Origin of the sequence: Nocardia sp. NPDC060259 (assembly GCF_042728775.1) — a bacterium.
Classification (GTDB): Bacteria; Actinomycetota; Actinomycetes; order Mycobacteriales; family Mycobacteriaceae; genus Nocardia.
Genome location: NZ_JBHXAY010000003.1, coordinates 22,704 through 48,962, shown reverse-complemented (window position 1 = coordinate 48,962; position 26,259 = coordinate 22,704). Strand labels below are relative to the sequence as shown.

At 68.7% G+C, this 26,259-nt stretch carries 30 protein-coding genes; 15 read left to right on the top strand and 15 right to left on the bottom strand.

Going from position 1 to position 26,259, the window contains the following annotated elements; translation table 11 throughout:
* Positions 1-371 precede the first annotated feature (371 nt).
* The 4 genes from ACFWF2_RS02315 (at position 372) to ACFWF2_RS02300 (ending at position 4,025) form a co-directional block, all read left to right on the top strand.
* Positions 372-2,771: an AAA family ATPase gene (locus ACFWF2_RS02315; RefSeq protein WP_379303734.1), complete on the top strand. Its 2,400-nt coding sequence runs from the start codon at positions 372-374 to the stop codon at positions 2,769-2,771.
* 106 nt (positions 2,772-2,877) lie between these two features.
* Positions 2,878-3,303 (top strand): hypothetical protein, encoded by a 426-nt coding sequence (locus ACFWF2_RS02310; RefSeq protein WP_379303732.1) that lies wholly within the window; start codon positions 2,878-2,880, stop codon positions 3,301-3,303.
* Between the two features lie 35 nt (positions 3,304-3,338).
* Complete coding sequence (locus ACFWF2_RS02305; RefSeq protein WP_379303730.1) at positions 3,339-3,737, top strand: YchJ family protein; 399 nt, start codon at positions 3,339-3,341, stop codon at positions 3,735-3,737.
* Positions 3,738-3,749: 12 nt separating this feature from the next.
* Positions 3,750-4,025 (top strand): SelT/SelW/SelH family protein, encoded by a 276-nt coding sequence (locus ACFWF2_RS02300; protein WP_132369677.1) that lies wholly within the window; start codon positions 3,750-3,752, stop codon positions 4,023-4,025.
* 3 nt (positions 4,026-4,028) lie between these two features.
* Here ACFWF2_RS02300 and ACFWF2_RS02295 read toward each other — a convergent pair whose 3' ends face one another.
* The gene (locus tag ACFWF2_RS02295) at positions 4,029-4,370 is read right to left on the bottom strand and encodes a DoxX family protein (protein WP_379303728.1); all 342 of its coding nucleotides are present in this window, start codon (positions 4,368-4,370) and stop codon (positions 4,029-4,031) included.
* Between the two features lie 75 nt (positions 4,371-4,445).
* Here ACFWF2_RS02295 and ACFWF2_RS02290 point away from each other — a divergent pair, with 75 nt between their 5' ends.
* Positions 4,446-5,030 (top strand): TetR/AcrR family transcriptional regulator, encoded by a 585-nt coding sequence (locus ACFWF2_RS02290; RefSeq protein WP_379303726.1) that lies wholly within the window; start codon positions 4,446-4,448, stop codon positions 5,028-5,030.
* Positions 5,031-5,032: 2 nt separating this feature from the next.
* Here ACFWF2_RS02290 and ACFWF2_RS02285 read toward each other — a convergent pair whose 3' ends face one another.
* Positions 5,033-5,254 carry a zinc ribbon domain-containing protein gene (locus ACFWF2_RS02285; RefSeq protein ID WP_189026561.1) on the bottom strand — a complete coding sequence of 74 codons (222 nt, stop codon included), beginning with the start codon at positions 5,252-5,254 and terminating at the stop codon, positions 5,033-5,035.
* 349 nt (positions 5,255-5,603) lie between these two features.
* Between ACFWF2_RS02285 and ACFWF2_RS02280 the strand changes: the two genes are divergently transcribed.
* The 3 genes from ACFWF2_RS02280 to ACFWF2_RS02270 all read left to right on the top strand — a co-directional run bounded on the left by ACFWF2_RS02280 (position 5,604) and on the right by ACFWF2_RS02270 (position 7,887).
* Positions 5,604-7,181, top strand: coding sequence for a carboxylesterase/lipase family protein (locus ACFWF2_RS02280; RefSeq protein WP_379303723.1), 1,578 nt, complete (start codon positions 5,604-5,606; stop codon positions 7,179-7,181).
* Positions 7,182-7,291: 110 nt separating this feature from the next.
* Entirely contained in the window at positions 7,292-7,504 is a 213-nt protein-coding gene (locus tag ACFWF2_RS02275; protein WP_379303721.1) for a toxin-antitoxin system HicB family antitoxin, read from the top strand.
* Positions 7,504-7,887: a type II toxin-antitoxin system death-on-curing family toxin gene (locus tag ACFWF2_RS02270; RefSeq protein WP_379303719.1), complete on the top strand. Its 384-nt coding sequence runs from the start codon at positions 7,504-7,506 to the stop codon at positions 7,885-7,887. Before ACFWF2_RS02275 ends, ACFWF2_RS02270 begins: the two co-directional genes overlap by 1 nt.
* 87 nt (positions 7,888-7,974) lie before the next feature.
* Here the strand turns inward: ACFWF2_RS02270 and ACFWF2_RS02265 are convergent, their stop codons facing one another.
* From ACFWF2_RS02265 to rfbD, 3 genes are read right to left on the bottom strand one after another with little or no spacing between them, the layout of a single operon-like run.
* On the bottom strand, positions 7,975-9,054 hold the full coding sequence (locus ACFWF2_RS02265; protein WP_379303717.1) for a sugar phosphate nucleotidyltransferase: 1,080 nt from the start codon (positions 9,052-9,054) through the stop codon (positions 7,975-7,977).
* 35 nt (positions 9,055-9,089) lie between these two features.
* Complete coding sequence (locus tag ACFWF2_RS02260) at positions 9,090-9,986, bottom strand: glycosyltransferase family 2 protein (protein ID WP_378852908.1); 897 nt, start codon at positions 9,984-9,986, stop codon at positions 9,090-9,092.
* Positions 9,987-9,997: 11 nt separating this feature from the next.
* Entirely contained in the window at positions 9,998-10,849 is an 852-nt protein-coding gene (rfbD, locus tag ACFWF2_RS02255; protein ID WP_379303714.1) for a dTDP-4-dehydrorhamnose reductase, read from the bottom strand.
* A 228-nt stretch (positions 10,850-11,077) separates the two neighbouring features.
* Between rfbD and ACFWF2_RS02250 the strand changes: the two genes are divergently transcribed.
* The 4 genes from ACFWF2_RS02250 (at position 11,078) to ACFWF2_RS02235 (ending at position 15,533) form a co-directional block, all read left to right on the top strand.
* Positions 11,078-12,496 carry an LCP family protein gene (locus tag ACFWF2_RS02250; RefSeq protein ID WP_379303952.1) on the top strand — a complete coding sequence of 473 codons (1,419 nt, stop codon included), beginning with the start codon at positions 11,078-11,080 and terminating at the stop codon, positions 12,494-12,496.
* Between the two features lie 3 nt (positions 12,497-12,499).
* Complete coding sequence (locus ACFWF2_RS02245; protein WP_379303712.1) at positions 12,500-13,213, top strand: TIGR03089 family protein; 714 nt, start codon at positions 12,500-12,502, stop codon at positions 13,211-13,213.
* A gap of 114 nt (positions 13,214-13,327) precedes the next feature.
* Entirely contained in the window at positions 13,328-14,656 is a 1,329-nt protein-coding gene (locus tag ACFWF2_RS02240; RefSeq protein WP_379303710.1) for a cytochrome P450, read from the top strand.
* Positions 14,657-15,098: 442 nt separating this feature from the next.
* Positions 15,099-15,533, top strand: a complete 435-nt coding sequence (locus ACFWF2_RS02235; RefSeq protein WP_379303708.1) for a hypothetical protein — start codon at positions 15,099-15,101, stop codon at positions 15,531-15,533.
* A 13-nt stretch (positions 15,534-15,546) separates the two neighbouring features.
* On the opposite strand, the gene ACFWF2_RS02230 is transcribed toward ACFWF2_RS02235, so the two are convergent.
* The 7 genes from ACFWF2_RS02230 to ACFWF2_RS02200 all read right to left on the bottom strand — a co-directional run bounded on the left by ACFWF2_RS02230 (position 15,547) and on the right by ACFWF2_RS02200 (position 20,706).
* The gene (locus tag ACFWF2_RS02230; RefSeq protein WP_379303706.1) at positions 15,547-16,167 is read right to left on the bottom strand and encodes a HEAT repeat domain-containing protein; all 621 of its coding nucleotides are present in this window, start codon (positions 16,165-16,167) and stop codon (positions 15,547-15,549) included.
* Complete coding sequence (locus tag ACFWF2_RS02225; RefSeq protein WP_379303704.1) at positions 16,164-17,456, bottom strand: putative toxin; 1,293 nt, start codon at positions 17,454-17,456, stop codon at positions 16,164-16,166. Before ACFWF2_RS02225 ends, ACFWF2_RS02230 begins: the two co-directional genes overlap by 4 nt.
* 6 nt (positions 17,457-17,462) lie before the next feature.
* The gene (locus tag ACFWF2_RS02220) at positions 17,463-17,738 is read right to left on the bottom strand and encodes a WXG100 family type VII secretion target (RefSeq protein ID WP_379303702.1); all 276 of its coding nucleotides are present in this window, start codon (positions 17,736-17,738) and stop codon (positions 17,463-17,465) included.
* Between the two features lies 1 nt (position 17,739).
* A complete protein-coding gene (locus ACFWF2_RS02215; protein WP_379303700.1) occupies positions 17,740-18,075 on the bottom strand; it encodes a WXG100 family type VII secretion target in 336 nt (111 codons plus the stop codon).
* 176 nt (positions 18,076-18,251) lie between these two features.
* A complete protein-coding gene (locus tag ACFWF2_RS02210) occupies positions 18,252-18,416 on the bottom strand; it encodes a hypothetical protein (protein ID WP_379303698.1) in 165 nt (54 codons plus the stop codon).
* Positions 18,417-18,457: 41 nt separating this feature from the next.
* Positions 18,458-19,156: a response regulator gene (locus tag ACFWF2_RS02205; RefSeq protein WP_189026580.1), complete on the bottom strand. Its 699-nt coding sequence runs from the start codon at positions 19,154-19,156 to the stop codon at positions 18,458-18,460.
* Positions 19,153-20,706 (bottom strand): ATP-binding protein, encoded by a 1,554-nt coding sequence (locus tag ACFWF2_RS02200; protein WP_379303696.1) that lies wholly within the window; start codon positions 20,704-20,706, stop codon positions 19,153-19,155. The genes ACFWF2_RS02205 and ACFWF2_RS02200 overlap by 4 nt, the downstream gene beginning before the upstream one ends.
* Positions 20,707-20,785: 79 nt before the next feature.
* Here ACFWF2_RS02200 and ACFWF2_RS02195 point away from each other — a divergent pair, with 79 nt between their 5' ends.
* Positions 20,786-22,138 (top strand): cation:dicarboxylate symporter family transporter, encoded by a 1,353-nt coding sequence (locus ACFWF2_RS02195; RefSeq protein WP_379303694.1) that lies wholly within the window; start codon positions 20,786-20,788, stop codon positions 22,136-22,138.
* Positions 22,139-22,188: 50 nt separating this feature from the next.
* On the opposite strand, the gene ACFWF2_RS02190 is transcribed toward ACFWF2_RS02195, so the two are convergent.
* The gene (locus ACFWF2_RS02190; RefSeq protein ID WP_379303692.1) at positions 22,189-22,407 is read right to left on the bottom strand and encodes a DUF4287 domain-containing protein; all 219 of its coding nucleotides are present in this window, start codon (positions 22,405-22,407) and stop codon (positions 22,189-22,191) included.
* 79 nt (positions 22,408-22,486) lie between these two features.
* Positions 22,487-22,909 carry a DUF4267 domain-containing protein gene (locus ACFWF2_RS02185; protein ID WP_379303690.1) on the bottom strand — a complete coding sequence of 141 codons (423 nt, stop codon included), beginning with the start codon at positions 22,907-22,909 and terminating at the stop codon, positions 22,487-22,489.
* Positions 22,910-23,020: 111 nt separating this feature from the next.
* Here ACFWF2_RS02185 and ACFWF2_RS02180 point away from each other — a divergent pair, with 111 nt between their 5' ends.
* Both ACFWF2_RS02180 and ACFWF2_RS02175 read left to right on the top strand, forming a co-directional pair.
* A complete protein-coding gene (locus ACFWF2_RS02180; protein ID WP_379303688.1) occupies positions 23,021-23,596 on the top strand; it encodes a TetR/AcrR family transcriptional regulator in 576 nt (191 codons plus the stop codon).
* Positions 23,597-23,740: 144 nt separating this feature from the next.
* Entirely contained in the window at positions 23,741-25,210 is a 1,470-nt protein-coding gene (locus tag ACFWF2_RS02175; protein ID WP_379303686.1) for a phytoene desaturase family protein, read from the top strand.
* Here ACFWF2_RS02175 and ACFWF2_RS02170 read toward each other — a convergent pair.
* Positions 25,201-26,151: a cation diffusion facilitator family transporter gene (locus tag ACFWF2_RS02170; protein WP_379303684.1), complete on the bottom strand. Its 951-nt coding sequence runs from the start codon at positions 26,149-26,151 to the stop codon at positions 25,201-25,203. The genes ACFWF2_RS02175 and ACFWF2_RS02170 overlap by 10 nt on opposite strands.
* Positions 26,152-26,259: the final 108 nt, after the last annotated feature.

Sequence of the window (26,259 nt, the reverse complement as noted above, 5' to 3'; positions counted from 1 at the left end):
GCCGTCCAGGCACACGAACCGCCTGGAAGACGCTGGTGCTGTGACGGATTCGCGTTTCTCTACTTGCTGCCTGCGGGAAAGTCTGGCATTCTGACCTGTTCGGCTCGCCCGGACCGCCCGCGCCGCTCAACGCAGCGTATCGCGGGTGTGAGCACCTCATCGAGCTGCCCGCCGGGGTGGGCGAGGGGTGGACATCGAGGGCCCGCCGCGGCACCACGATGGCCATTCCACTCCCGCGGGCAGATTCGCTGGGGCGCTGCGCATCCCCTGGGCGAACGCTCCGCGATCAGGTAGCGTTTGCCGAGGAGGATCTCGTCGGTCGGGCACATCGGCCGCCGCGTTGCGCGCGGGCGCGAAGGGGGATGTCGCACATGTGCTCGGATCGGATCGCCGAGGTGGTCGCGCGCGAGCTCGCGGCCGACCCCGCCGTGGAAGCACGGGTCGCCGAGTGCGTGCTGGCCGCCCTGTCCGAGGCCGACGACGACAGGGCCGCACCGGATTCCGGTGATACCGGCGTCTTCCTGCGCTCGATCACGGTGCACGGTTTCCGTGGAATAGGGCCGACGGCCACGCTGGGACTGAACCCGGGACCTGGGCTCACCCTGGTGGTCGGACGCAACGGCAGCGGCAAATCCAGCTTCGCCGAGGCCGCCGAATTCGCGTTGACCGGCGGAAACCGGCGCTGGGACGGCCGATCGACCGCGTGGCGCGAAGGGTGGCGCAACCTGCACGAACCCGATCTCGCCCGCATCGAGGTCGGGCTGCTCACCGCGGGTGCGAACACCGAGCTCACGGTCGCCACCCAGTGGGCGCCCGGCAGCGAACTGGGTGAGGCGCACTGGACGGAGCAGCGCGGATCGGCCCGGCCGGTCCCGATCGATCCACGCAGCAGGCGGCAACGCCTCGACCTGTACCGGCCGTTCCTGTCCTACAGCGAACTGGGCGCACTGGTCGACGGCAAACCGAGCGACCTGTTCGACGCACTGCACCGGCTGCTCGGCCTCGACGAACTCGCCGCCGCCGCCGAACACATCCGTCTGCGCAAACTGGAACTCGAACGCGCCGTGCGGGATTCGCGCCAATCCAGAACCGACCTGCTGGCCGAACTCGCCGATGTCGACGACGACCGCGCCCGCCGCGTCGCCGACCTGCTGCGTGCCCCCGAACCCGACCTCGACGCGGTGGCGGCCGCGGTGGCGGGCTCGGTGCTCGGCGTCGACGGCCCCGACGGACTGCGGGCGATCCTGCGCCTGACCCTGCCCGACACTGCCCAGGTCGCGGCGACGGTGGACCGCCTCGCCGATGCGGCCGCTGACCTGTCGCGACACGCAACCACCGACGCCGAGTCCGATCTCCGCGTCCTCGAATTACTCACCCGCGCACGAGATCACGTCACCGCCGTCGAAACCTGCCCGTGCCCCGTCTGCGGCCGCGGCGACCTCGACCCTGCCTGGCTCACCGCCGCCGACGCCGAAATCACCCAGCGCAGTGCCCACCTCGCCGCCTTGCGTTCCGCTCGTACCGAGTTCGACGCGGCCCTGGCGGCCACCCGCTCGCTCACCTCCCGCCTACCCGCCGAACTGGCGCGGCATGCGGCGGTTCGGCGTCTGTGGTCGGTGTGGGCCGAGCTCGGTGTGGCCGACTACGACGACGGGGTTCCCGGGCGTATCCGTGCCACGCATACCGACCTTTCCGCCGAACTCGCAGCTCTGCACCGTGCTACGCGTACCGAACTCGCGCGGCTCGACTCGGTGTGGTCGCCGCTGGTCCCGCGCATTCTCGCCTGGCTCGATCCCGCTCGCGCCGTGTCCGCCGACGCGGCCGAACTGCGCGTGGTGAAGAAGGCGGCCGACTGGCTCAAATCGGCGACAGCGACGATCCGGGGCGAGCGGATGCGGCCGTTGGAAAGCACTGCCAGGTGGGTGTGGAGCACGCTGCGGCAGCAGAGCAATGTGGAGCTCGGCGCGATCCGGCTGCAGGGCAGCGCGGGGACGGCGCGGCGGGTGCTGCTCGATGTCACCGTCGACGAGGTGGACGGCGCGGCGCTCGGGGTGATGAGCCAGGGTGAGCTGCACGCGCTCGGACTGTCGCTGTTCCTGCCACGAGCGACGATGGCGCACAGCCCGTTCCGCTTCGTCATGATCGACGATCCCGTTCAGGCGATGGACCCGGCGAAGGTCGACGGGCTGGCCAGGGTGCTCGCCGAGGTGGCGATCACCCGGCAGGTGGTGGTGTTCACCCACGACGAGCGGCTCGCCGAGGCGGTGCGCCGCATGCAGCTCGATGCCACGGTGCTCGAGGTCCAGCGCCGCGAACGCTCCATCGTCGAAGTCAGGGTGACCGGCGATCCGGTCCGCCGCTACCTCGACGACGCCCGCTCCCTGCTGCGCACGCCCCAGCTGCCGCCCGCCATCGCCGACGAACTGGTCGCCACGTGCTGCCGATCCGCGATCGAAGCGGCAGGCCTGGCGAAGGCCCGCCACGAACTGCTCGCCACCGGCCTCGACCACGCCGAAGTGGAACGTCGTGTGCGCAACGCCCACACCACCCGCGCCATGCTCACCCTCGCGATCATGGGCCCCGGCGCCCGCGTCGACGACCTCAACAAGCACTTGAGCGCGGTCGGCGGCCGCTGGCTGGTCGGCGTCCTGCGCGACGCCACCGCGGGCGCGCACGTGCCGATCGACCGTCCGATGCGCGAATTGATCAGCGACACCGAACGATTCATCGCCTGGTTGCGCGCCCACGAGCCCGCCGCGGTCCGCTCATGAGCCGGGGTGGAACAGCCGTGCGGTGTGGTAACCGCACTTCCACGGGGCGCGGTGGCAAGTCGGCTACGGCGGGGACCAGCTCCGCTGGTGCTTCGGAGGAGTCCCGGTGAACCACCGGAACAGGCAACGACGCGCGAAATACACGCCTCGCCCCTCGGTATCCGAACGGCTCGAGGCTGCCGAACATCTCCTGTCCGGCGCCGTCTCCGACGCCGGTGGCGTCTGGTCGCGGGCGGTCGCGTGGATTCTGCGGCTCGCGCTGGAGCAGGCCGTCGACGAACTGTGGGCGCAGATCGCCCCGGAACTCATGCGGTGTCCGATGCGGGCACAGCTGCTCGCCTTGCGCGTCTACGCGGGCCCGGAGACCGCGGGACAGGTCGGCGCGCTGTGGGCCGCGCTGTCCCGGGCGGCGCACCACCTCGACTACGAGATGGCGCCCAGCGTCACCGATCTGCGGCGCTGGCGCGATCAGACCGCCGACCTCGCCAGGTCGCTCGAGCTGGTGCCGCTGGCGCACCAGCCCTTCGGCTGAGCCCGCGTGGGCGGCGGACGCCGCGACCCGGCAGGATGACCGGCATGGGTGAAGCGAAACCGTGTCCGTGTCGCCGCGGCGAGCCGTTCGACCTGTGCTGCGGACCGATCCTGGCAGGCACGCGACCCGCGCCGACCGCCGAGACCCTGATGCGCTCGCGCTACACCGCCTACGTCGTCGGCGACACCGACTACCTGCTGCGGTCGTGGCACCCGAACACCCGTCCCGCCGACCTGGAGCTCGACCCCGGCCAGCGGTGGCTGTTCCTGGAGATCGTCGGTGCCCAGCGCGGCGGCCCGTTCGACGACAACGGCACCGTCGAGTTCATCGCCCACTACAAGCTGGACGGCGTGCGCGACGCGATGCACGAGCTGAGCACCTTCGTCCGCGTCGACGGCGCGTGGGTGTACCTCGACGGCACCTTCCAGGCCTGACACACTGACCTCGTGCCCAGGATCGCGATCGAATACTGCACCCAATGCCGCTGGCTGCTGCGCGCGAGCTGGATGGCACAGGAACTGCTGACTACCTTCGCCACCGAACTCGGCGAGGTGGCGCTGGTACCCGGTCAGGGCGGCATCTTCCGGATCACCCTCGACGGCGAGCAGCTGTGGGAACGCAAGGCGGACGGCGGTTTTCCCGATATCGCCGTCCTCAAGCAGCGCGTCCGCGACCGCATCGCCCCCGACCGCGATCTCGGCCACGTCGACCGGCGCGACTGAACCTCAGGCGAACAGGACGGCGCAGGCGACCGACAGTCCCAGAATGACCGCGGGCGGTCCGGCATGGCCGAGATCGCGGTGGATGGCATGCGCGATCAGCGCGAGGACGAAGTAGACCACCAGGCCGAGTGCAGCGGCCAGACCCAGCGGCGTCCACCACAATCCGGCCACCAGACCACCCGCCGCCGCGAACAGCACGGCCGCGAGCAGCGGAAGTCTTCGCCGTTCGACCCCGACCCTGGCGTAGGCCGCCACGACCTCGGGCTTCCCCGACAATTTCGCACGGGCCGAGTAGACGAGCAGGGCGGCCAGCAGCAAGGCGACCACGATACGCGCGACGGTCATGGCGCGTCTTCTTCCACGAGCGGATAGGTCTCCTCGATTCTATACGTTTGTATAGATTCGTTCTAGGGTCGAAGCATGAGCCCGCAACCGAGTAACCGCACCGCCTTGCTCGAGGGTGCGTTGCGCTGTCTGGCGCGGATGCCGGTCGATCAGGTCTCCGCCCGCGCGGTCGCCGCCGAATCGGGCGCGAACCTGGCGTCCATCGGCTATCACTTCGGCTCGAAGGACGCATTGGTGACCGCAGCCGTTGTCGCGGGCCTCGATCGCTGGCTGGACGAGATAGCCACGCGGGCGAGCGTCGTGCGCGCGGGCGCCGATCCGGCCGACCGCTTCCGGCGCGCTGTCGACGCGGCCGACGCCTCGCGTGGCGAACACGAGGGCCTGGCCCGTGCCTATGTCGTGGCGCTCGGCCGCGCGCAGCACGACCCGGTCGTCGCCGAGCGGCTCATCGATGGTTTCCGTCGCACCAGACCCGCGGTGGCCTCGGTGCTCGGCCTCGGCGCCGACGACATCGGTGTCGACGCGGGCGCACTGATGCACGCGATGTTCACCGGTCTGCTCGTCCAATCCCTGCTCGACGAGGATCTGGCACTGTCCGGCGACCGGATCGCCGACGCGCTACAGCGCATCGCCGATACCCTTGCGGGCCAAGGCAACTGACCTCAGCAGCAGCCGCCCCCACCGCAGCAGCCGCCACCGGCGGGCCGGGGTGCCGCGACCGGCGCTGGTGCGGCACCGCGCCCCACGGTCCCGAATGTGGTCAGCAATTTGACCGTGTCGTCGTGCCCGGCGGGGCAAGCGGCCGGATCCGAAGCCTGGGCCATCGGCCGGTTCACCTCGAACGTGTCGCCGCAGGAGCGACACCGGAAGCTGTAGTTCGGCATCGGCACAGTGTAGGCAGTCGGGCCGTCGTCGCGGGCTGCCTGTATCGGCATACTTCCAGCTATCTCGATGAGGTGTCGTGCGAGTGGGGTCTGGGTGCTGGAGGATGACCGCGCCCGATCGGTGCTCTGGGTCGTGCCTGTGGCTGAAATCACAGTGTGACCGGTGCGCCCGTGCGTCGGAGGGGGAGTTTCGCATGTGTCCACGAAGTAACTGTTACCAGCCGGAATGGTGCGTTGGGAGGCCGTCCGGGGCGAGCGGACGTACTCTCGAAAAGAGTCACCAGGTGCTGCGGCCTGCGGGAGCAAATACACAGGCACCCGTGGGGTCGCGCCGGCTAGGAGGTGTGCGATGAGCATTCAGTCCGATCTCGACCCCGACGTGCGGACGCACGAGGCCGAACCGCTGGCGCGAACCGAGTACGGAATCGTCAGCGGGACCTGGGACGGGCCGGTCGCCGTGTGGCGCAGCGTCCCCTACGCCGCGGCGCCTGCCGGACCGGCCCGGTTCAGCCTGCCGCAGCCCCCGCCGCGCTGGGACGGCGTGCGCGACTGCGTCGTCTTCGGTGATATCGCGCCGCAGGCCATGGGCTCGATGGTGCCGGTCGACTCCGATCTGGCCATGGGCGAGGACTGTCTGTGGGTGAATGTCTGGTCGCCGCGACCGGAGCCGAGCGACGACGAACCGCGGCCGGTGATGGTGTGGCTGCACGGCGGCGCGTACTGCCTCGGCACTGCCGCCCAGACCATCTACGACGGGCGCAGACTGGCCGAAGCGGGCGACGTGGTCGTGGTCTCGGTGAACTACCGGATCGGGGTGCTCGGCTTCCTCGACCTGTCCTCGTTCGGTGCGCCGTTCACCCCGAATCTGGGCCTGCACGATCAGCTGGCCGCGCTGGCCTGGGTGCGCGACAATATCGCCGCGTTCGGTGGTGATCCGGGCAATATCACGGTGTTCGGTGAGTCCTCGGGCGCCGGCTGCGTCACCGCCCTGCTCACCTCGCCCGCCGCGGCCGGGTTGTTCCACAAGGCGATCGCCCAGAGCCCGCCGGCCACCACCGTTTTCGGGCAGGAACGTGCCGCCGTCGTCGCCCAGCGCTATCTCGAACTGCTCGAACTCGGCCCTGGTGAAGCGGAACGGCTGCTCGAACTGCCGATCGAGCAGCTCGTCGAGGTCGGTGCGGTGCTGCTGGACGAGGTACCGATCAAGGAGCCGGGCAGGCTCGCGGCGGCGCCGGTCGTCGACGGTGACCTGCTGCCCGGCTATCCGATCGACCGCTTCCAGCAGGGACTCTCGCACCGGGTGCCGCTGCTGATCGGCACCAACCGCGACGAGGCCTCGCTGTTTCGCGTGCTGCGGTCACCGATCATGCCGGTGACTCCCGACGCGGTGAACGCGATGCTCAACGATGTCGCCGCCTCGCATCCGGAGATGTCGCCGGAACGGATCGCCGAGATCACCTCCGCCTACCCCGACCTCACGAAAACCCGTGGGGCGCTGGCCATGTCCACCGACGCCGCCTTCCGGATGCCCGCCGCCTGGGTCGCCGAGGGCCACGCCCAGCACTCACCGACCTGGATGTACCGCTTCGACTACGCCACCCCGATGTTGAAGGCGGCGCGCGTCGGTGCCGGGCACGCCACCGAATTGCCGTACGTCTTCGGTAATTTCGGCACCCTGAACCACGATCCGACGTTCTGGCTCGGCGGCCGCAAGGCCTCGGTCGCGGTGTCGGGCCGCATGCAGCGCCGCTGGCTCGCCTTCGCCGAACACGGCGTGCCCGCGGCACTGGACGGCTCCAAACACTGGCCGCACTACCTGCCCGCCGCCCGCACCACCCTGCTCATCGACACCATCGACCGCGTCGTCGACAATCCCGACGCCGACCTGCACACGGCCTGGGGCGACCAAGCCGTCGGCTTCAGCTGATCCCGCCTAGCCGAGCAGACCCAGGATCGGCGCACCGAGCGCGCCCAGCCACCGCGCGAGGGCGAGTCTAGGCACGCGGCCGATCACACGGATGGTGCTAAATTGGTGCTATGTCGAATCTGAATCTGCGGCTACCCGACGACCTGCATGCCGTCGCCGCGGCTGAAGCCGACGCGGCGCACATGTCGCTCAACAGTGTGATTTGCGATGCCCTCCGAGAATGGGTCGCCTTGCGTGCGCTCAGCCGCAAGGAGGATGCCATTCTGGATCGCGTCATGAACGAGGATGCGGATCTGCTCGCGCTGATCCGGGGAATCGAGTAGTGCGTCCAGAAGCGCTGATCAAATGCAACCAGCGAGTCACCGAGGGGAGCGGTGCGATTCGTGATCTGGGGCTGGTCGCCGCGGCCGCGACGCGTGCGGACCAGATCGTGCTGGGTCGCGAGGCGTACCCCACACCGGAGCTGAAGGCCGCGGCGGTCTTCCAATCGGTCATCCGTGATCAGCCATTCACCGAGGGCAACAAGATGACCGCGTGGGTCGCCGTTCGTCTGCTCCTCGGATGCTATGGGCTTGTCCCGGGCATCGAGCCCACCGCAGTGGTCGCGCTGATCGACGCCGTCGCGACGGAACGCACCGAGGTTGCCTGGATTGCGACCCGGTTCGCGGTCCGTCCGCACGTCGCGCCTGCGTCGTCGACTGCCTGATCGCCCTCCGGCCAGGCGGTTTTACTCCCAGTGGAGACACCGCGGAGCCGCTACCGGATGTCCGGTGGCGGCTCCGCGTCGAGCAGATCAGACGTCGGTGGAGAAGCGGATGCCGCCGTCGGGGATCTCCACGCCCGGCCAGACCCGAGCTCCGCGCAGCAGTTCGCAGCGCGCGCCGATATTGGCGCCGTCACCGATCACGCCGTCGCGCACCAGCGCGCGCGGACCGATCCGGGCGCCGAACCCGACGATCGAGCGTTCCACGGTCGCGCCCGCCTCGACGACCGCGCCGTCGAAGATGACCGCGCCGTCCAGTCGCGCGCCCGCACCGATCTCGGCGCCACGCCCGACCACGGTGCCGCCGATGAGCAGCGCGCCCGGCGCAACCCCGGCACCGGGATGGACCAGCGACTCGCCACGCTGACCAGGCAGTGCGGGCGAGGGGGCGATGCCGCGGACCAGGTCGGCCGAGCCGCGCACGAAGTCCTCCGGGGTACCCATGTCACGCCAGTAGGAGGCGTCGACATGGCCCTGCAACCGCGCGCCCTCGGCCAGCAGCGCGGGGAAGACCTCGCGCTCCACCGAGACCGGGCGACCGGTCGGGATCTTCTCGATGTACTCGCGGCGGAACACGTAGCAACCCGCGTTGATCTGGTCGGTCGGCGGATCCTGGGTCTTCTCCAGGAACGCGGTGACCCGGCCGTCGGCGTCGGTCGGCACGCAACCGAAGGCGCGCGGGTCGCTGACCCGGACCAGGTGCAGGGTGACGTCGGCGTTGGTCGACTCGTGGGTGTCGAGGATCGCGCCGAGGTCGGTGCCGCCGAGCACGTCGCCGTTGAACACCATCACGTTGTCCGCGCGCAGCTTGGGCAGCACGTTGCGGATACCGCCACCGGTGCCGAGCGGCTCGGTCTCGGTGACGTACTCGAGCTCGAGCCCCAGCTCGGAGCCGTCACCGAAGTGTTCTTCGAACACCTCGGCCTTGAACGAGGTGCCAAGCACCACGTGGGTGATCCCGGCCTCGGCGATGCGGGCCAGCAGGTGGGTCAGGAACGGCAGCCCGGCCGTCGGCAGCATCGGCTTGGGCGCCGAGAGGGTGAGCGGACGCAGCCGCGTGCCCTGTCCGCCGACGAGGATGACCGCGTCGGTGCCTGAGTTGCCTGCCATCGAGTTTCCCCTGTTCACAGTGGACCGGTACCTGCTCAGGCGCCGGTTCGCGCTTTCTCGCGCAGGGCCGATCGAACCGCAATCCGGGAGCGAACCGCAAGTCCGGCGCGCAGCGCGCCCCGCAACGGCGCCTGCCACCAGTGCGGATGCCGGTCGGCCTGGAAGCGGTAGGCGCTGGCGTGGTGGGCGGGCAGCATCAGTTCGGGGTGTTTGCCCGCGGCGTGGCCCTTGGCGTGGGTGACCTCGGCGTCGGGGACGAACACGTTGTGCCAGCCCGCCTTGCCCATGCGGTCGCCGAAGTCCACGTCCTCCATGTACATGAAGTAGCGCGAGTCGAAGCCGTCGATGGTGTCGAACGCGGCCCGGCGCACCAGCAGACACGAGCCGGACAGCCAGCCGACCACCCGCTCGGCGATCTCCTCGTTCTCCTGGCGGTAGCGCACCGACCACGGATTCTTCGGCCAGATCGCGCCCAGGATCGCGTGGCCCGCGCCGTCGGCGAGGCCGGGGACGCGGCGCGCGGACGGGTAGACGCTGCCGTCGGGCTCACGGACCATCGGCCCGAACGCGCCGGCGCGCGGCCAGCGCTCGGCGGCCTCGAGCATCTTGTCGATGGAGTCGACGCCCCAGCGGATGTCCGGGTTGGCCAGGATCACGAACTCGATCGACGGGTCGATCTCGGCGACGGCCCGGTTGATGGCGCCGCCGTAGCCGATGTTGCCGCCGGTCCGCAGCAGCCGCACGTGTGAGTTGGCCTCGGCGACGAGCTCGGGCACGCCGTCGGTCGAGCCGTTGTCGGCCAGGATCACCTGCGGCTTCTCGCTGGTGGCATCGGCCAGGGTGGTGATGAAGTGCTCGAGGTGCTCGCCCGGTGAATAAGTCACCGTGACGACGGCAAGGCCCGCAGGGGCCGCGGAATCGGCTGCGTTCACGACTGCGCAGCCTAGCCGGACACGCGCTGTAGCGCGTCGGCTAGTGCGGAACGCCAAGCCCGCAGCGGGGTGAGCCCGGCCGCGTTCCACGTCGCGGGGGACAGCACCGAATAGGGCGGGCGCGGTGCGGGTCTGGGGAAGGCGCTCGAAGCACACGGCAGCACCCTGGCCGGATCGGCGCCGAGCTCGGTGAAAACGGCTACAGCCAGGTCGAACCAGGTGGCGGTGCCGGAATTGGTGGCGTGCAACACCTGCGGTGCGTCGGGGCGGGTGCTCAGTTCGAGCAGCGCGGCGGCCAGGTCGGCGGCGCTGGTGGGGGAGCCGACCTGGTCGTCGACGACGGTGACGGTGTCGCGTTCGGCTTCCAGCCTGCGCATGGTCGCGACGAAATCCCCCTCGACACCGGAGTACACCCAGGCGGTGCGCACGACCTGGCCGCCGAGCGCGAGCACGGCTTGCTCGCCCGCCAGCTTCGACTGCCCGTAGACCGTCGCGGGACCGGTGGGATCGCCGGGTTCATAGGGGGTGTCGGCGGTGCCGGGGAAGACGTAGTCGGTCGACACGTGGATCAGCCGGGCGCCCGCGGCGGCGCAGGCGGCGGCGAGGACGGCGGGACCGGTGGCATTGGCGGCGAAGGCGGCGTCGCGGTCGGACTCGGCGGCGTCGACCGCGGTGTAGGCCGCGCAGTTGATCAGCACCGCGCCCGGGGTGAGGACCGCGTCGACGGCGGCGCGGTCGGTGATGTCGAGCTCGGCCCTGCCGTAGCCCGCGGCATCGGGGGCGAGCCGCAGGATCTCTCGCCCCAGCAGCCCGCGCGCTCCGGTTACGATCAGGCGAGCGGGGGCGGGGAAATCGGTGTACACGCGGCCAGTCTGGCACGCCGTGGCACCTGCGGTTCGGCTCGACTGTGGTAACTGTTGGTTAGCCTGTGATGGCCGGTTGCGGCGGACGAGCCCAGGTGTACGAGATGGCGGGATGGCCGGGGGAGATTCGGAGCCGGGCGCGGAGTTCGTCGAGAGGATGCACGAGTGCGAGAGTCGACACGACCACCCACGGTCGCCACGCAGACCGGTGCGGTCGGCCCGGCGCAGATGATGGTGGCGATCGCGGCGGTCCTGGTGCTTGCCCTCACCGGCTTCGCGTGGCGCAGTGTCGACAATCTGATCGCCAATATCGACCGCATCGGCGGGCTCGGTCTCGGCGGCGGCCGCGACGGCGCGGTCGACATCCTGCTGGTCGGCGTCGACAGCCGCACCGACGCCCACGGCAATCCGCTGACCTCCGCCGAACGCAAGCTGCTGCACGCGGGCGACGAGGTCGGTACCAACACCGACACCATCGTGCTGGTCCGTGTCCCCAACGACGGCCGCTCGGCCACCGCGATCTCGATCCCGCGCGACTCCTACGTCGACATTCCCGGCCAGGGCAAAGGCAAGATCAACTCCGCCTACGGCGCCACCAAGGAGACCGAACGCGCGAAGCTGCTGGCCAAGGGCGGTTCCGAGGCCGACGCCGAACGGGATTCGACGAAGGCGGGCAGGCAGGCGCTGATCAAGTCGGTGGCCTCGCTCACCGGCATCACCGTCGATCACTACGCCGAGGTGAGCCTGCTCGGCTTCGTGCTGCTCACCGATACCGTCGGCGGCGTCGAGGTGTGCCTGAACAACGCGGTCGACGAATGGATGTCGGGCGCCGACTTCCCGGCCGGGAAGCAGCGCCTCGACGGTGGGCAGGCGTTGAGCTTCGTGCGCCAGCGCCACGGGCTGCAGCGCGGCGACATCGACCGGATCGTGCGTCAGCAGGTGTTCATGGCCCAGCTGGTCGGCCAGTTGCTCGATGCGAAGGTGCTGGCGAATCCGGGCAAGCTCGGCGAGATCAGCGAGGCGGTCGGCCGGACCGTCGTGCTCGACGAGGACTGGGATGTGCTGGCCTTCCTGCAGCAGCTCAAGGACTTGTCCGGCGGCAAGGTGGAATTCGAGACCATCCCGGTCGCCGATCTCAACAGCATGACCTCGGCGGGCGAATCGGTCGTGCGGGTCGAGCCGAAGGCGGTGCAGGACTATGTCGCCGGGCTCGTCGGAGAGAAGAAGGAGTCGGACGACAATCCGGAGGTCGACCCGTCGACGGTCTCGGTGAGCGTGTTCAACGCGGGCGGAACCGCCGGGCTGGCCGCCAAGGTGTCGACGGCGTTGACGGGCAAGGGTTTCCGCGAGGGTCTGGTGGGCAATTACACAGGTGGCAGCGTCAGTTCGAGCCGGGTGCTCGCTCTCGACGCCGAGAATCCGAAGGCTGTCGCGGTGGCCGAGGCACTCGGCGGTCTCACCGTGGTCGCGGATCCGTCACTGTCGGCGGATACCGTGAGCGTGGTGCTGGCGAGCGACTATTCTGGTCCGGGCTCGGCCGCGGCAGGCATGTTCGATTTCGACGGAACATCCTCGGCGACCGCGACGCCAGTACCGCCAGCCCCGCCGATCGATGCAGGCCAGAACGGACCGAAATGCGTGAACTGACCCATGGTTGAGCCGAACTCGACCCTCACCGACGCCCTCCTCGACCCGATTCTCGAACGCGACCCCGCCGGTCCGCGCGTCACCTGGTACGACGACGCCACCGGCGCCCGCATCGAACTGTCCGGCTTGACGCTGGCCAACTGGGCCGCCAAGACGGCCAACCTGATCCGTGACGAGTTCGCGCTCAGCCCCGGCGCGAGGGTCGCGGTGCTGCTGCCCGCGCACTGGCAGACCGCCGCGGTGCTGCTCGGCTGCTGGTGGGCAGGCACGGAAGTGGTGCTCACGCCCGATCCCGACGCCGACCTCGCGCTGGTCACCCCCGACCGGCTCGACGACGCCGACGGTGTCGGCGAGGTGGCGGTGCTGTCGCTGGACGCCATGGGCTCGCCCGTGCGCGACCTGCCGGTCGGCGTCACCGATTTCGCGAGCGCGGTGCGCGTGCACGGCGACCAGTTCCTGCCCGGCGGATTCCGGGCGGCGCTCGACGGGCTCTCGGTCGGCGAGGTGCTCGCCCAGGCGCGCAGATCTGCCGCGCTGCAGGATATCTCCGCAGGTGATCGGGTGTTGTCGAGCTCGCCGTGGGAGACCGTGCAGGAGCTGATCGACGGGTATATCGCGGTGTTGTTCGCCGGTGCCTCGCTGGTACAGGTCGTCAATCCCGATCCCGCCGCGGTCGAGCATCGGGCCGCCACCGAACGGGTGACGGTCCGGCGCTGACCCCGCCGGGTCTCCTACCCAGGTATAGGTCGATCTCCGACTGGAACACGTTCCGCGCCGCTCGAAAAGTCCGTACCGTGGAGGACACCTTTCGGCAGAGCGGCAGGGGTGGCGATGATTGCGCAGTACTGGTTGCGATGGTCAGCCGAGCACGGAGCGCCGCGGGCGATCCTGCGCTGGCAGGTCCGGCGGGGTGACCCGTTCGCCGTCCTGCTCAGCGGGCAGCGCGGTCTGCACGACCCCTACCCGCTGATCGACGAACTGCGCGAGCCCGGTGGTTTGCTCCGGACTCCGCTGTCCTATGCCGCCTTCGATCACCCGCAGGTGCGGGGCATCCTGCGCGACACCCGATTCGGTGTGCGGCAGGCGCTCGGCGGCGAGCTGCCAGGGCCGTGGCGCAAGCTCGCCGAGCGGGTGACGGTGCCGCCCAATCCGGTCGAGCCGCCGTCGATGCTGGTCCTCGATCCGCCCGAGCACACCAGGATGCGCAAGCCCGTGTCCTCGGCGTTCACCCCGCGCGCCATCGCCCGGCTGCGTGATCGGGTGGAGGTGGTCACCGCCGAACTGCTCGACGCGATGCCCGCGCACGGATCGGTCGACCTGATCACCGATTTCGCGGCCAGGGTGCCGATCGCGATCATCGCCGAGATGCTCGGCTTCCCCGCGTCCGACCGGGAACTGTTCCTGCGCTGGGGTGACCGGGTGACGCCGCTGCTCGACATCGGTACCTCGTGGCGGTCCTACCGTGGCGCGATGGCCGCGATCGAGTCGATGGACGAGTACCTGGCCGCCCACATCGCGAAGCTGCGCCGGGAACCCGGCGAGGACATCCTGTCGACCCTGGTGAGCTCGGGTGATCTCGATCTGCGCGAATTGCAGGCCGGTGCGAGCCTGCTGATGGGCGCCGGTTTCGAGACGACGGTCAACCTGATCGGCAATGCGATCGCGGCGCTGTCGGCGAACCCGGATCAGCTCGCGATCGCCCAGGCCGATCCCGACCGCTGGTCCGATGTGGTGGAGGAGACCCTGCGCTTCGATCCGCCGGTGCAGACCACGGCGCGCCAGGCGCTCGAGGATATCGAGATCGACGGTGTCACGATTCGCGAGGGCGCCACCGTCATCCTGTCGCTGGCTGGCGCCAACCGCGATCCCGCGGTCTTCCCCGACCCACACCGCTTCGACATCGACCGCCCGAACCTGCGCGAACACGTGGCCTTCAGCAGCGGCATCCACGCCTGCCTCGGCGCGAGCCTGGCCCGCATGGAAGCCGTCCACGCCCTGCGCGCCCTCTACACCCGCTACCCCGACCTGCGCCTGCGCGGAGAGCCGACCCGCCGAAACCTGTTCACCCTGCACGGTTTCGAGCACATGCCGGTCGACCTGGGCCCGGTCGCCCGGACGAAAGCACCCGACGGTCTGGCCGATGCCGCGCGCCTGTCCTGACTTGCCCGCCACGTCCCGACCTACTCCGTGCAGCGCCAGCCCGACCGATCCCGCTTCATCGAAGTCACCACGGCACCGCAACGAGTCTGGGTGTGCCCGGCCCGCCAAGTTCGTGCGCAACCAGGGTTCCGTCAAAGTCGTCATTCAGCAGGTCGAGATCAGTTCGAAGCGTCGGTTGAGGTCGTTTGTGTAGTGCCGTAAGGCCGCGGCGACGTTGGTATGACCCGCCAGCCGGGACAGGCTGATCGCGGTGTTGCGCAAGGCCGCCAGCACCTGCGGTGCCGACCCGATCCGGGCTCGGCATCGGTCTTCGTCGAAGGAGGCATCGCGGACGTCGTTCGGCTAGCCTCAGGGCGCTAGGAATCGCTCGCCGAGATATGGCGGTGTACGCGGTGGCCACTGTCCGGATCCTGGATTCGCATCCGCGTGCGGTCACCATTCGATGGAGCAGGAAGAGGAATCGCGAATGTCGTGGCGCGACAGTACACCCCAGCCGGTACAGGACGACGTGGACAACCTCCTCGATTCCGCCTTGACATTGGCGGAGGGGCATCTGCGGGAGCGGGGGGAGTTCTTCCCGTTCGGCCTGGTTGTCGATCTCGAGGGCGGCGTAAGAGTGGTGGATGTCGACGCGCCGGATGCCCGGCAGGCGAAGACGATGATCTTCGGCGCGCTGGCACAGATGCGGGGCGAGCTACGTGCGGCCGCCGTGGTTACCGACGTAGCGCTGCCGGAGACCGCGTCCAGTGGTATCGAGGTCCATCTCGAGCATGCCCACGGGATCGCGATCGGCGTGCTCGAACCCTACCGACTCGCCAGGGGGGAACTCGAGGCCGAAGCGTTGGAAGGCCACACCGCGGTCCGCGCGGTGTGGTGAGATTGCTGCCGCGTCAGCTCTGGTCGTGATCGAGGATTCGTTTCGCGAGCTGGCGAATGCGGGGCTTTCCTGAACTCAGGAATGGCTCGATCTGGTTGCGCGCGCCTTGCACTCGCATCTTCGCCAAAGCTTCCAGCGCATTGCCTTCGACGGATTCGTCGTCGATCAGGCTGAGGGCGACGGCGGTTGCATCGGGGTGACGTGATTTTCCGAGCCAGGTCACGATCATGCCGCGACTGCGGCCGAAGCCGCGGTCGGCGGCGATGGCTGCCAGGGCGTCAAAGTGTTCCTTTCCGGCCGGAATGTCGTACAGTGCGTTGCCTGCCGCCCATCGAGTCCGCTCGCTGAGTTGTTTGGCATGGTCGAATTGGGAAATCAGCGCCGGTACCGCCACCGACTTACGGCATTCCTTGGTGCCGAGTGCCCTGGTGATCATGAGCCGCGCCATTTCACGTCCACTGGTTTCTTCACCGGGCCAGCGGGTTTCGAGGTCGACAAGCCAAGCGGAGAGCACATCGATGATCTTTGTGTCGACCGGTTTGTCGGGAAGCTCGAATATGGTTCGGGCGTAGCCGCCCGCGCGTCGGTACTCGTCGAGCAGCGCGGTTCCTGCGCGGTCATCGGTAGGCGTCAACTTTGGAAATCCATCTTCACGTGTTTGATCTTGCCTTGGTTGACCAGGCTCTGCATCTCAGCGGTCAGCTTGGTGTTGTTGTCAGTGATGAGAACGAACTCGTATCCGTACTGATCGCAGTATGCTAGTTCATCCCTGATCTGGTCGGTCATGCCTTGGGTTTGCACATTCTTGACCTCGGTGAGCCGCCGCTGACCATGATCGAGATCATCTGGCGTTCGCCGTTTGCCCGAATCGCCGACGATCGACTCCTTCTTTTTCATCGGGTCGATTCCGGCGCGCACCTCGGCTTTCTCGCCTTCGAGCCTGTTCCGGCGGGTAGTTCCCGAACTGGCCGGCGGCGGTGGGGTTTTCAACTGCTTGTTCAACAACGGCTGAAACTGGGAGGTCATCACAAACCGGACCGTTCCCGACGCGGCGGTGAACGTACCCGTGCTCAGCGCTTCAGCTTGGGTAAGAGCCTTCATCGCAGTCTGGATGCGATCGCGGGTAACGTCGATTTCCGTCTCGGCGAGTTTTTTGGCGAGAGGTGTTACCGGCCGTCCGCCGATGAGCGCGCCGAGTACATCGGCGCCGAGGGCGCTGGCGAGCAGGGTGAGCTGCAACTCGGAGTATTCCTGCACATCCTTCAGTGTTGTCGCGTATCCGTCGACCGCGCCGGAAATATTGCGCATGGCGTCACTGAGTGTGTCGACCGCGCCTACCACCGAGTTGTGCGCGTCTTTGATGTCGGGAAGCTCATCGGTCTTCGAGCCGTCGAGAGTCTGCATCTTCTTTCGGATCTCGGTGTCGAGCGTGCCGTAGACCGATGCTGCGTTGAGCCAGCTTGTGGCGACCTGTGCCATCAGCGCGGCATTGCCGTCGAACCAGATCTCGGGTGACATGACGAGATCCCAGGCAGCTGGTTTGGCGCGGCTTCCACCCTTGGGTGACTTCAACGGGCGACAGATGAAGGTCTTGGATCCTGGGTCCGACGGGGGCAACTGTTTGCCGCTGTTGTAGTCTTCCGCGTTTTCGGACTGGTCATGGTTGATGCCGCTCTGCCGGACCAACAGCGCCATCTTCTCGAGTACCTCGGTCGCTCTGCCCGCCGTGACCGTAGCCTCGATACCGCTCGTGAAGTATCCGCGTCCCCAACTGACCCCGCATGGGTCGTTGCCCGCCATGTTCTCCGCACTCCGTAGCTCACGGTCCATGGTGCTGAGCGCCGTGCTCGCCGCACGACTGGCCACGCTGTACTGACCGGAGAGGTCGTAGAACAACTCCGGGTCGACATCGAGCTCGCTCACGCGCCGTCAGCTTCGCCACATCGCGACGTTGGCGGCAATGGCCTGGGTGTAGTTGGAGTGTGCGGCTTGTGCGGCGCGCCGCATCATTTCCACTCCTTCGCGAATCTCCTTCGCCGCCGCCATCAACCGGGTGTGCGCGGCTTCCTGGGAAGTTGCCGCCTCACCTTCCCAACCGGTCTGTAGCTTGCTGATCGCGGTGTCGAATGCCTCGATCTGGTCGTCGAAGAACCCCTCGAAGCCTTGCATCCGGGCGATGACGGAGTCGAGTTGCGCCAGGTTCACGCTATGAGACATCGGATAGATTCAGTTGCCAGGCAACGGCTTCGATGGCCGCCGCGTTCGCGCCCTCCTGACCGAGGTAGGCCTCGGCCGTGTCGTCCAGAGCAACCGTTGTGTCGCGGATGGCGTCCAGCAGTTCGGAGAGCCCCTCACGAACCTCGGCGAACCCCGCGGCGAACTGTTCGCCCTGTCTGCCCGTCCACGTATCGGTCAGTGACGTGACATCTGAATCGAGGGCTTTGAACCCCGACACCATCCCATCGAGCAAGGTCCGTACTGCGGTTGCGGCTGCGGTGAGTTCCGCCGGTGTTGCCTGCAATGGTGGTGTTTCATCGGCCATCTTGCCCCCTACGATCTTGGAACATGATAGCGGCTGAGGTTGAACAGTACTGCGGCCCAAGGGAGTTCACTGCGGGCTGTTACCCCTTGCTGCAGCTCGGGGACCAAAGCCAGGCACGACCGATGGGACCCGCCCTCCCCCCGACGAAAGTCGATCAGTCGCTTCGGCGCAGGCGGTCAGGCTGACGGTGTCTCGTCGACCAACCAGTTCGCCCTGGTGTCGACAGCGGTCACTCCAGCCTGGTCGAAGTCCAGTTTTGCCATGTCGACCACGGACCAGACCGGAGTGTCATAGAACCGGACGAAGTAGCGGCGATCGCCGAGACCGGCGATGTCGACCACTTGGTGTACTCGATCGCCGCGAGTCGGGTAGCTGAGATCGGCTACGCCCCCGCGCGCCAGCGGTAGCGGGTTTTGGGCCGACCCGCGCGGCCGTAATCGGCTCGGCGCTCGGCCAAGCCGTCGTCGGCGAGTTTCTCCAGGTAGCGCCAGGCGGTGATGCGGGAGACGCCGACGGCGGCCGCCGCGTCGGTCGCGGTGATGCCCGCTTCGGCCGAGCGCACCGCGCGGGACACCTCCTCGAGAGTGTGCTGCACAACGCCTTTCGGTGCGCCGGCCCGCTGATCGGCGGTACGTAGCGCGCCGAGGGCGCGGTCGATGTCGTACTGCGACAGGGCCGCCTCGCCCGCGGGCAGCGCGGTGTCGAAATCGCGGTAGCGCTCCAGCTTTTCGCGGAACGCGGCGAAGGTGAAGGGCTTGAGCAGGTAGAGCACCACGCCGTGGGCGACGGCGCTGCGCACCATGTTCAGCTCGCGGGCCGAGGTGATCGCGATGACGTCGGGACGCGGTTCGAGACTGTTGAGCGCGGCGGCCACCTCGAGTCCGCTGATGTCGGGCAGGCCGATATCCATCAGCACCAGGTGGAACGGCCTGCCGTCGGCGATCGCCTCGGCGGCCAGGCCGAGCGCGTCGCGACCGGTGTGCGCGACACCGCCGGTGACGAATCCGTCGAGCCGCTCGAGATAGGCCCGATGTGCCTGGGCGATCAGCGGTTCGTCCTCGACGATCAGGACGCGGATCATTGTTTCTCCCTCAGCGGAATGCGAACGATGACCGCGCTGTGTGGTGCGGCCGTGGTGGTGATGGCGCCGCCGTGCCGATCGACGAGGCGGTGCACGAGTGCCAAGCCGAGTCCGGCGTGGTCGGATTTGGTGGTGTAGCCGCGTTCGGCGGCGCGCACGAACATTTGTGCCGACATGCCGGGTCCGCTGTCGGCGACCCGCACCAGCAGTTCGCCGTCACGGTGGCAGACCGACACCTCCACCCGCTTGTCGACGGTGCCGGCGGCGGCGTCGATCGCGTTGTCGACGAGATTGCCGACCAGGGTGACGGCCTCGTGCGCCGAGAGGGGATCGGTGGAGTCCAGCGCGGTGTCCTCGCTGATGGCCAGGCTCACCCCGCGCTCGGCCGCCTGATCGACCTTGCCAAGCAGCAGCGCGGCCAGCGCCGCGTCACCGACCGCGGCCAGCAGCCGGTCGATGAGGACCTGCGAGAGCTGCAACTCCGCGGTGGCGAAGGCGACGGCCTCCTCCGGACGGCCCAGCTCGACCATCGTGACAACGGTGTGCAGCCGGTTCGCCGCCTCGTGCGCCTGCGCCCGCAGCGACTCGGCGAAACCGCGGACCGAGTCGAGTTCGCCGAGGACCGCGCGCAGTTCGGTCTGGTCGCGGATGGTGAGCACGGTGCCGATCGGGCGGCCCTCCCAGCTGACCACGTCCTGGTTGACCAGCAGCACCCGATCGGTGGTCACGTGCGTCTCGTCGCGCACGACGCCCCAGCGCATCTGCCGCAGCGAGGTCGGCAGGTCGCTGCGATGCACCGGCCCGTCGGGCAGGTCGAGCAGTGTGCGCGCCTGATCGTTGACCACCTCGGCAGGCCCGGGACCCGACCCGAACACCACCAGGCCCTCGTGCACGGAGTGCAGCACCGCGTCGTGGTGTTCGTAGAGCGCGCGCAGTTCGTCGGGCGCAAGGCCGTGGGTCTGGCGGCGCAGCCTGCGGCTGATCAGGAACGACGACAGCGCGGCCAGCGCCAGACCCGCCGCGGAGACACTCAGGATCACCGGCACCTGCGACGCGACCTGGGTGCCGATCCTGGCGCGGGTGACCCCCGCCGAGACCAGCGCGACCACGCGGCCGCTGTCATAGACCGGGGTGACCGCGCGGATCGAGGGTCCGAGCGTGCCGGTGAAGGTCTCGGTGAACGTCTGCCCGGCCAGCGCGGCGTCGATGCTGCCGGAGAACGGCTTGCCGATCATCGCGGGATTGGTGTGGGTGTAGCGCGTGCGGTCCGGGGCCATCACGACGATGAAGTCCATGCCGGTGTCGGCGCGGATCCGCTCGGTGGTCGGTTGCAGCAGCCCGCTGGGGTAGGGGGAGTTCACCGCGGCCAGCGTCGACGGCGCCCGTGCCACGGAGACAGCCACGTCGCGGACCTGCAGTTCGGTGGCCACATCGTGGTCGTGACGGGCGTCGAAGACGGCCAGGATGGCCCCGGTGCCGATCATCAGCGCCAGCACAACCAGCTGCCAGACGAAGGCCTGCCCGGCGAGCGACAGCCGCACTCGTCGCATCCCTGACCCTCCGACCTCATCTTGAACGTTATGCACCAAATGTGATGGGTATCACAGCGGTTGCGCATGCTTGGACGCCATGAGCACAACCACCGCATCATCGCGGAAACGCGACCATACCCACTGGCTGTACATCGCGGTGATCTTCGCGGTCTTTGCGGGCATCCTGGTCGGCCGGCTCGCGCCGGAATTCGGTCAGTCGCTGGCGCCGCTCGGCACCCTGTTCGTGAACCTGATCAAGATGATGATCGCACCCGTCATCTTCTGCACGATCGTGCTCGGCATCGGATCGGTGCGCGCGGCAGCCACCGTCGGCAAGGTCGGCGGCCTGGCCATCGCCTACTTCCTGGCGATGTCGACCGTCGCGCTCGGTATCGGTCTCGTCGTCGGCAACCTGATCGAACCGGGGACCGGACTCGGCGCGGGCAGTGTGGGGGCGGGCACCAAGTACGCCGAGCAGGCGCACGGCGCCGGCGGCACCTGGGACTTCATCCAGAACATCGTGCCGACCACCCTGGTGTCCTCGCTGACCGCGGGCAGTGTGCTGCAGGCGCTGTTCGTCGCGCTGCTGGTCGGGTTCGCGGTGCAGGCGATGGGCGAGGCGGGCACGCCGATCCTGCGGGCCGTCGCGCTCGGCCAGAAACTGGTGTTCCGAATCCTGTCGATGATCCTGTGGCTGGCCCCGATCGGCGCGTTCGGCGCGATCGCCAATGTGGTCGGCCGGACCGGCTGGTCGGCGGTGGTTCAGCTGGCGACGCTGATGATCGCGTTCTACCTGACCTGCCTGGTCTTCGTCTTCGGCGTGCTCGGCGTCGTGCTGCGGGTGGTCTCGGGGGTGTCGATCCTGAAACTGTGCCGGTACCTGGCGCGTGAATACCTGCTGATCGTGGCGACCTCGTCCTCGGAATCGGCACTGCCGCGCCTGGTCGCGAAGATGGAGCACGCCGGTGTCGAGCGCACGACCGTGGGTGTCGTTGTGCCGACCGGGTATTCGTTCAACCTCGACGGGACCGCGATCTATCTGACGATGGCGTCGATCTTCATCGCCGACGCGATGGGTAAGCCGCTGAGCCTGGGCGAGCAGATCGGGCTGCTGCTGTTCATGATCATCGCGTCCAAGGGCGCGGCGGGCGTCACCGGCGCCGGCCTGGCCACGCTCGCCGGCGGCCTGCAGAGCCACCGTCCCGAACTGCTCGACGGTGTCGGCCTGATCGTCGGCATCGACCGTTTCATGTCCGAAGCCCGTGCGCTGACCAACTTCTCGGGCAATGCGGTGGCGACCCTGCTCATCGGCACCTGGACCAAGACTGTCGATGCCGACCGCACCCGCCGCGTCCTCGATCGGGAACTGCCCTTCGACGAGGAGACGATGGTCGACGACCACCCGGTCGACGCCCCGGCGCTCGAGCCGAAACCCGTTCCGGTGCAGTGACTACGCGAAAGGCCCCGCAGCGTCTGCGGGGCCTTTCGGGGTGTGTGGGATCAGGCGCGCGCCCACTTCTCCGGGTTCAGGTGGTACTGCACCAGGGCGGTGGCGTGGCCGTGGCCCATGCCGTGCTCGGTCTTGAGCCAGGTGACCAGGGCGGCGTGCTTGGTCTGTTCGGTCGCGCCGAGGAGGGCGAGCCACTCGTCCACGGTGCGGCCGTACTTGGCCTCGATGGTGGGGAAATAGGACGCGGGGCCGTGCGGTGCGTTCGCCATGGTGGTTTCTCCTCGGTGGATGCTCGTTATGGGTGATGACGATGGGGCCGCGCGGAATTCATCGCCGGGGTGAGCGGAGTCACACCGCGACCGCGACGCGCTGTTCGGAGGCGGTGGTGGTGCGGCGTTCGCGGATCAGCAGGGCGCCGGTGAGGGCGACGAGTGCCGCGGTGAAGCCGTGGACGCCGAACGCGGTGGCGGTGGAGCCGTTCCAGCTCAGCACCGTGATCATGTCGCCGACCGGAATCAGCGCGAACGCCAGCATCGTGATGCCGAGCGCGAAGCGTTGCCGGGTGGCCAGCAGCGCGAGAATCACGATGCCGGTGGCCACATCGCGCACACCTTTCACGTTCAGGAAGCCCACCGCGTCGCCCGCGGGCCAGGCAGGCAGGCCGAAGCCCGCTGCCGTGGCTTCGGGGACGATCAGGTAGCTGAGGCCGACGTAGATGATGAACGCCCCGCCGGCCAGGGAGAGGGCGGTGGCGATGCGCGAGATGGTCATGGTGTTCTCCTGGATCTGTTTTGTGTTGCTCTGAAATCTAGCGGCGCTAGATGTTGTGGAGAACGATAGCGTGGCATCGCTATCTTGTCTAGCGTTGCTAGAATTGCGAGCATGAGCACCCAACCGCGCAAGGAACGTGAACGCGCCCAACGACATCAGCAGATCATCGATACCGCCAGGGAGCTGGCCGAAGCGGAGGGCTGGGACGCCGTCACCATCCGCAAGCTGGCCGAACGCATCGAGTACAGCCAGCCGGTGCTCTACAGCCACTTCGCGAACAAGGCGGCCATCCTCGGCGCCGTCGCCCTGCAAGGCTGCGTCGAGTTGGCCGAGGACGTGCGTCGCGCGCGCGAGGCCGCAACGACCCGGACCGAGATGTTCGACAAGGTCGCCCGCGCCTACCTCGACTTCGCCACCGCCAACCCGGCCCGCTACGACGCGATCTTCGTGCTCACCACCGACCTCACCTTCGGCCTCGACGCTCCCCAGCCGCTGCGCGATGCCTTCGCCGGCCTCGAGGCGATGTTCAGGTCGGGCGCCGAGGGTGACGAACTCGGCGCGCGCACCGAGGTGGCCTGGGCCTCCCTGCACGGCATCGCGACGCTGGAACGCAGTGACAGGTTGCGCCCGGAACTGCGGGAACGGCGGATCGCCCTGCTTGTCGAGAGCTGGGCGGCATTCGCCTGACCGCATCCGCCCGTGGTCGCGGGCCGCGGGCCTCGGCCTGCCCATCGCGGTGACCGAAGACTCGTCGGCGGAGGTCACCGCTCCGCGTAGGTTGGAGACAACGACGCAGGTCGCCCGCGGCGGCCGAGGGCGAAGGGACGGCAGATGGTGGAAGTCGTAGTAGTCGGGTCGGGACCGAACGGCCTGGCCGCGGCGGTGATCGCGGCGCGGGCCGGATTGTCGGTGCGGGTGCTCGAGGCCCAGGAACAGCCGGGCGGTGGGTCACGGACCGCGGAACTGACCCTGCCGGGATTCCACCACGACGTGTGCGCCGGCGCGCATCCGATGGCGCTGGCGTCGCCGTTCTTTCGCGCGTTCGACCTCCCGGCGCACGGCGTCGACCTGCTCACCCCGACCATCTCGTACGCGCATCCCCTCGACGGCGGCATCGCCGGATTGGCCTGGCGCAATCTCGAATCCACCGTCGCCGACCTCGGTCGTGACGGCCCGGCCTGGCGCGAGCTGTTCGGTCCGCTGGTCCAGCGCTGGCCCGATGTCGTCGACCTCGCCATGTCGGATCTCCGGCACCCACCGACCCGGATACCCACCGCCGTCCGCTTCGGCCTGCGCCTGCTCGAACAGGGATCACCCCTGTGGAACAACCGCTTTCACGACGAGGTCGCACCCGCACTGCTCACCGGTGTCGCCACCCATGCCATTACTCAGCCGCGCGCGCTGCCCGCGGTCGGCGCCGCCCTGCTGCTCGGCACTCTGGCCCACGCGGGCGGCTGGGTGATTCCGCGCGGTGGCAGCCAGGCGATCCCGAACGCCATGATCGCCGAGCTGGAACGGCTCGGCGGCGAGATCGTCACCGGACATCGCGTCGACGACTTCGCCGAGCTGGCGACCGCGCGTGCGGTCCTGTTCGACACCTCGCCCGCCGAACTCCTGCGCGTCGCCGGTGACCGCCTGCCCACGCGATACCGCAACAGCCTCGGCCGATTCCGCTACGGCGGCGCGGCCTGCAAGGTCGACTTCGCACTGTCGGGCCCGGTGCCGTGGACCGCCGAGGGCTGCGACCTGGCGGGCACCCTGCACCTGATCGGCACCCGCGCGGAGGCGATGCGCGCCGAACGTCGCGTCGCCGCAGGCGAATTCGCCGAGCGACCGTATGTCCTCGCGATCCAGCCCGGGGTCGTCGACACCACCAGGGCGCCGGCGGGCAAGCACACCTTCTACACCTACGCCCACGTGCCCAACGGCTCCGACCGCGACATCAGCGAGGCGGTGATCGCCCAGGTCGAGCGCTTCGCCCCCGGCTTCCGCGACCTGATTCTCGCCCAACACGTGACACCGGCGGCCTTCATGCCCGCCCACAACGCCAACTACGTCGGCGGCGATATCTCCGCGGGCGCGATGACCCTGCGCCAGACCGCCTTCCGCCCACTGGCCCGCTGGAACCCGTATTCGACCCCGATCCCCGGCACCTACCTGTGCTCGTCCTCGACCCCACCCGGCCCCGGCGTCCACGGCATGCCCGGCCTGCACGCCACCCGGCACATGCTGCGCACCCGCTTCGGCATCGTCACCGAGCCGCTGGATCTCCTGCGCGGCGCCGCACCCGCCTACCACTGACTCTCCGGTGTCGCGCGCGCCGCTTCGGGCTTGACGACGTCCGGTTCCAGGTAGACGGTGCAGACGTTCGGGGCGGCGGCGCGGACGCGGGTGTCGGCGGCGTCGATGGCCTCGCCGACCTGGCTGATATCGAGCTCGGGCCGCATCGCGATCTTCGCGTTGACCAGCAGATCCTCCGGACCGAGGTACTGGGTCTGGATCCGGATGACTCCCACGATGCGCGGGTCGGCCAGCAGGGCGGCGCGAATCGCGATGTCCTCCTTGGCCGTCGCGCCCTCGCCGATGAGCAGGCTCTTGGTCTCGACGATCAGCACGATCGCGTTCACCCCGAGCAGCAGACCGATGAGCAACGTGCCGACGCCGTCCCACACGCCGTTGCCGGTGAGCACCGACAGGCTCACGCCACCGAGGGCGAACAGCAGGCCGACCAGCGCGCCCATGTCCTCGAGCAGCACCACCGGCAGCTCGGGATTACGGGTGTTGCGGATGAAATGCCACCAGGAGTGCTTGCCCTTCATCGGCGCCGACTGCTTGCGGGCGGTGCGGAAGCTACCGCCCTCGAGCGCCATCGACACCAGCAGGATCACGATCGCGACAGCGGGGGACTCGATCTCGTGGGGGAACCGGATCTTGTGGATCGCCTCGTTCACCGCGAACAGGCAGCCCATGGTGAACAGCACCAGCGCCACGACGAACGAATAGAAGTACCGGTTGCGCGAGTACCCGAACGGATGCAGCGTGTCGGGGTCCTGCTCGGCCCGGTTGCGCCCGACCAGCAGCAGCGCCTCGTTGCCGGTGTCGGCCACCGAGTGCACGGCCTCGGCCAGCATCGACGACGAGCCGGTGATGAAGGCGCCGATGAACTTCGCGATCATGATGCCCGCGTTCGCGGCGAGCGCAGCGAGGATCGCGACCTTGCTGTCTCCACCTTCGGCGGCCATGGGACCGAACGGTACCCGCCGCCGCGGCCCCGGCCGTCCCGATCGCCGACCGTGTCGGCCCAGCGACGCCGATCGCCGCCGCCCCGGAGGGACGACGGCGATCAATCA